The following is a 4,862-nucleotide window of genomic DNA, read 5'->3' as shown; positions in this document are numbered from 1 at the left end:
CGGCAAAGGCCGGGGCCGGGCTGGGCCGGGCGAGGCGCGCGCGGCTGGGGGCGCGGGCAAAGCCCATGTCCATGAGTTCGGCAACGCGCGCATTGCGCGCTGTCGTCGACGAGCCGCCGAACATCGTCACGATGATGCGTTCCTGCCCGCGCTCGGCCGAGGCGGTCAGGTTGAACCCGGCTGCGCGGGTATAGCCTGTCTTGATCCCGTCTGCGCCCTGGTAGGCGCGCAGGAAACGGCGGTTGGTGTGGTAGACGGTGCGCACCTGGGCATTGGCCGTGATGCGTGAGAACAGATTGTAATACTGCGGAAAGTCATAGATGACGTGCCGCCCCAGAATCGACATGTCGCGGGCCGTGGACATGTGCCCGACCTCGGTCAGCCCGTGGGCGTTGAGGAACCGGGTGCGCGTCATGCCCATCGCGCGGGCCGTGGCGTTCATGCGGCGGGCGAAGGCTGCCTCGCTCCCTTCCAGCGCGATGCCAATGGCGGTGGCCGCGTCATTGGCCGATTTAACCGCCGCCGCACGGATCAGGTAGCGGAACCGAATTTTCTGGCCCGCGCGCAGGCCCAGTTTCGAGGGCGGCTCGTGCGCGGCCGCCGGTGTGATCCCAACCAGATCGTCCAGCCCTATCTCGTCGCGCTCCACGGCCTGGAAGGCGATGTAGAGCGTCATCATCTTGGTCAGCGAGGCCGGGTGCAGCTGGGTGTCGGCATTGCGCGAATGCAGCACCTCGCCGGTGCGTGCGTCCATCACCATTGCTGCATAGGGCGCTGCACGTCCGTCGACGGGGGCCAGGGCGGCCAGCAGCATCAGCGATAGGATGAAGAGCCCCGCCACACCGGGGGTGTTCAATCGACGTTTCACGTCACTGCCCTTTGTCTGCCTCACGGGGGCGGATTTTACTACCCCTCTTTATAAGGTTACTCTAGCACGGGCCGCGGGCTCGGAAAATACCCTATTTTCAGGAACTTTTATTGTGCTCTTGATGCAGGTCGCAGCATATCTTGGGCGCGCGCGTCCCCCACCCCCCAAATCCACGCCTGCCGTCGGCATGACGCGGCGGCTGTGCCCCTTTTCACGCGATCCATGGACGTTATATTCACGGCAACGAAGGTAAGTGCGTCGCAGGATACAGGATCACCATGCTGCAAAAGATCGACATGATGTCCGGCAACGATCAGGATGACGACGGCGACGTCGGCGTCAAGGTTGACACGCGCCCCAAGACCGAGCGCCCGCCGCTCTACAAGGTGCTGATCCTGAACGACGATTACACGCCGATGGAATTCGTTGTGCATGTTCTGGAACGCTACTTCGGCATGACCCATGCCCAGGCGGTGGAGCTCATGCTGACCGTCCACCAGAAGGGGGTCGCCGTGGCCGGCGTCTTCAGTCATGAGATCGCCGAGACCAAGGTCGCGTTGGTCATGGACCTCGCGCAGCGCCATCAGCACCCCCTGCAATGCACCATGGAGAAGGAATAGGGCCCGGCGCCCGTTCCCTCACGGATGGCTCGCCCCCGCCTGTCCCTCGCGCTGGAAAGTGGCACGCCTGTGCTGCCGGACGGCCCGGTTCGCGTTCTGCGACCGCCGTCGGGCTACGATCTGTCGGCGCTTGATGCGGCACGCGTCGAGATCGACCACGGCTTCAAGCCTGACCACGATGCCTGGCGCACGCAGGGGTATGCGGTGGCCGGCACCGGCGCTGTGCCCACCGTGATGGTTGTGGTACCACGCTCCAAGGCGCTGGCGCGGCGGCTGGTGGCCCGGGCGCGGGACGAGGCGACCGATCTGGTCATCGTGGATGGCGCCCGGACAGACGGCGTCGACAGCCTGTACAAGGCCTGCCGGGGATTGGTCCCGGTGGCGGGCAGCCTGAGCAAGGCGCACGGCAGGCTGTTCTGGTTCGCGCCCGAGGGCGCCCCTGACCGGGACAGCCCCGACCAGTGGGTCGAGGGGTTCCGCACGCAGCCCGGCGTGTTCTCCGAGGGCAAGGTCGATCCCGGCTCGCGCCTGCTGGCCGAGGCAGTGCCGCCACTGACAGGGCGGGTGGCCGATCTTGGGGCGGGCTGGGGCTTTCTCTCGGCGGCGGTTCTGCGGCACCCTGGCGTGACGCAACTGGACATGGTCGAGGCCGAGGCGCTCGCGCTGGCGTGCCTGTCGGAAAATATCACAGACCCGCGCGCCACGGTCCACTGGGCCGACGCGACCCGGTTCACCATGGATACCCCCTATGATGCGGTGGTCACGAATCCGCCCTTTCACACTGCGCGCAAGGGCGTGCCCGAGCTGGGCCGGGCGTTCCTGGACACGGCGGCGCGTCTCCTCAAGCCCGCTGGCAATCTTTACCTTGTCGCCAATCGGCACCTGCCCTACGAGGCCCGCCTGCGGGAGTTGTTCGCGCAGGTGCAGGAGATCGGCGGCGATAGCGCCTTCAAGCTGATCCAGGCTACTCGCCCGCGGCGATGAAAACCCCTAGCGTGGCACCCGCGACTCGGGGCCAGGAAGCGAGAGACCGACATGAGCTTTTCCATCGAGGGCAAGACAGCCATCGTCACCGGCGCCGCCAATGGCGTGGGCCTGGCCGTGGGCCGGCATTTCGTCGACCAGGGGGCCAATGTCGTCTTTGCCGATATGGACGAGACCCGACTGGACCAGGAACTGGGCAAGACGGACATCGACGGGGCGCGCTATCGCAGCTTCGCCTGTGACCTGCGGGAGAAACTGTCCATCGCCAACCTGCTATCAATGACCATCGACGCCTACGACCGGGTCGATATCCTGGTGAACGCCTCGCGTCAGATGATGACCTCGGACCCGCTCGACCCGGCCGCGGACAACGTCGAGGCGTTACTCCAGCAGAACCTGATGACCTCGCTGCGGCTGACGCAGGCCATCGCGAAGCGGATGATCAAGCAGGCGAAGGGGCAGGAGAGCGGCCCGGCCGGGTCGATCATCAACCTCAGTTCCATCGCATCGCGCCGTGCCAATCCCGAGCTTCTGGGCTATTCCATATCCTCGGCCGCGCTGGACCAGATGACGCGGTCCATGGCCGTGGCTCTGGCCCCGTACCGGATCCGCGTCAACGCCGTGGCCTTCGGGTCGGTCATGAGCGCCAGCCTCAAGGGCGCGCTCAAGGACAACGAGGCCTACCGTGACGAGATCGTCGGCCATACGCCGCTGGGCCGGATCGCCGGCCCGGGCGAGGTGTCGGACGCCGTGCAATACCTGGCCTCCGACGCCGCGGGCTTTGTCACCGGCGAGATCATCACCGTGGACGGCGGGCGGACGCTGATCGATCCGGTGGATGCGCCCGCGCACTGATCGGCGGGTCATTCGGGGTGACGGGCTATGCATTGGCGGATGCGTGCCTCGGCGGCCTCGGCCGCGGCGTCGCGGCGCTGCCGCAGGTCGGCCAGCTTGGCGCGCTCTTCGGCGACGTTGATGGCGACAGGTTCCTCGCGCGTGTAGGTCCGGGTCTTCTGACAGGGGAAGGTGAAGGTGCTTCCGTCCTCGTTGGTGCCGGTGCAGGTCCGGGTCACGGTGCGCAGGTCCTGGACCTCGGCCAGCGCATAGCCGCGGTCGATGTTGCCCTGGGCCGTGGCGATCTGCGCGTTGAGAAGGCGCAGCTTGCTCTGGGCCTCGTTGATGCAGGCCTCGCGCGGCGTCGCACAGGCGGCCAGGACGACAAGCGGCAGAAGGTACAGGATGGGTTTCATGTGACGATGCCTTGGTGTTGACTGACGCGCGCGGCCGCGACGTCCGGGTCTTGGCCGCCCTGCCCAAAGGATGCTAAGGGCCGCCGCTAGGCAATAACAAGGGGAAACGCCATGGCCGCTGATGACATGACCGAGCAGAAGGCGCGTGCCGCGGCCTGGTTCCGGGAGTTGCGCGACGAGATCGTCGCCGCCTTCGAGGCGCTGGAGGAGGCCCAGCAGACCGGGCCATTCGCCGGGGCGGCCCCCGGCCGCTTCGAGGTGACCGAGACCCGGCGCAAGGGCGCCGAGGGCGAGGAGGCCGGCGGCGGGCTGATGTCGGTGATGCGCGGGGGCCGCGTGTTCGAAAAGGTCGGCGTGAATGTCTCGACCGTGCATGGCACGCTGGGCGAGAAGGCGCAGGCGGCCATGATGGCGCGCAAGGGGCTGCCGGGGATGAGGGACGATCCGCGGTTCTGGGCCTCGGGCATTTCGCTGGTGGCGCATATGCAAAACCCGCACACCCCGGCGGTGCACATGAACACGCGGATGTTCTGGACACCGCATGCCTGGTGGTTCGGCGGCGGGTCGGACCTGAACCCCTGCATCGAATATGCCGAGGACACGGCGCATTTCCACGCCACGCAGCAGGCCCATCTCGATCCCCATGGCGCGGATCATTATCCCCGCCTGAAGGCCTGGGCGGATGATTATTTCTTCATACCCCACCGTGGCCGGGCGCGTGGGGTCGGCGGCATCTTCATGGATGACTACTGCACCGGGGACTGGGAGGCCGATTTCGCCCTGACGCAGGACATCGGCCGCGCCTTCCTGCCCGCCTTCCTGCCCTGCGTCGAGGCCCGGCGCGACCTGCCCTGGACCGAGGCGGACAAGGACGCCCAGCTTGTCCATCGCGGGCTCTATGCGGAATACAACCTGGTTTATGATCGGGGCACCAAGTTCGGGCTTGAAACGGGGCATGACGCCAATGCCGTGCTGATGAGCCTGCCGCCCATGGCCAAGTGGGTGTGAAGGCAGGAGAAGCTCTTCACATTTTACGCTACCTGTCACATCCCGGAAGGTGGTATGGCTGTTTCTTGAACAGCTCGGGCTTGAGTTTGTGCCAGCCCTTCATCGCCTGCAAGGGCGTCTTGCTGCCCAAGG

6 protein-coding genes and 1 pseudogene are annotated in these 4,862 nt (G+C 66.4%); 4 read left to right on the top strand and 3 right to left on the bottom strand.

The features are described from left to right. Window positions 1-814, bottom strand: an 814-nt coding sequence (locus tag ACH107_RS30025) for a D-alanyl-D-alanine carboxypeptidase family protein (RefSeq protein WP_412509367.1), incomplete at its 3' end; no start/stop codon positions are given. 332 nt (window positions 815-1,146) lie between these two features. Between ACH107_RS30025 and clpS the strand changes: the two genes are divergently transcribed. From clpS to ACH107_RS30010, 3 genes are read left to right on the top strand one after another with little or no spacing between them, the layout of a single operon-like run. Next, window positions 1,147-1,488 (top strand): ATP-dependent Clp protease adapter ClpS, encoded by a 342-nt coding sequence (gene clpS, locus ACH107_RS30020; protein ID WP_412509366.1) that lies wholly within the window; start codon window positions 1,147-1,149, stop codon window positions 1,486-1,488. Window positions 1,489-1,512: 24 nt separating this feature from the next. Next, window positions 1,513-2,472, top strand: a complete 960-nt coding sequence (locus ACH107_RS30015; RefSeq protein ID WP_412509365.1) for a class I SAM-dependent methyltransferase — start codon at window positions 1,513-1,515, stop codon at window positions 2,470-2,472. A 51-nt stretch (window positions 2,473-2,523) separates the two neighbouring features. Then, complete coding sequence (locus tag ACH107_RS30010; RefSeq protein ID WP_412509364.1) at window positions 2,524-3,327, top strand: SDR family NAD(P)-dependent oxidoreductase; 804 nt, start codon at window positions 2,524-2,526, stop codon at window positions 3,325-3,327. 8 nt (window positions 3,328-3,335) lie between these two features. On the opposite strand, the gene ACH107_RS30005 is transcribed toward ACH107_RS30010, so the two are convergent. Beyond that, complete coding sequence (locus tag ACH107_RS30005) at window positions 3,336-3,722, bottom strand: hypothetical protein (protein ID WP_412509363.1); 387 nt, start codon at window positions 3,720-3,722, stop codon at window positions 3,336-3,338. A gap of 111 nt (window positions 3,723-3,833) precedes the next feature. Here ACH107_RS30005 and hemF point away from each other — a divergent pair, with 111 nt between their 5' ends. Beyond that, entirely contained in the window at window positions 3,834-4,730 is an 897-nt protein-coding gene (gene hemF / locus ACH107_RS30000; protein ID WP_412509362.1) for an oxygen-dependent coproporphyrinogen oxidase, read from the top strand. 28 nt (window positions 4,731-4,758) lie between these two features. Here the strand turns inward: hemF and ACH107_RS29995 are convergent. Then, a pseudogene (locus tag ACH107_RS29995) lies at window positions 4,759-4,862 on the bottom strand (IS481 family transposase); the annotation flags it as partial.

The organism is Roseovarius halophilus (ex Wu et al. 2025) (genome assembly GCF_047086965.1).
Note: the sequence above shows the minus strand (reverse complement) of the source record. Positions and strands in the feature narration are given on the sequence as shown.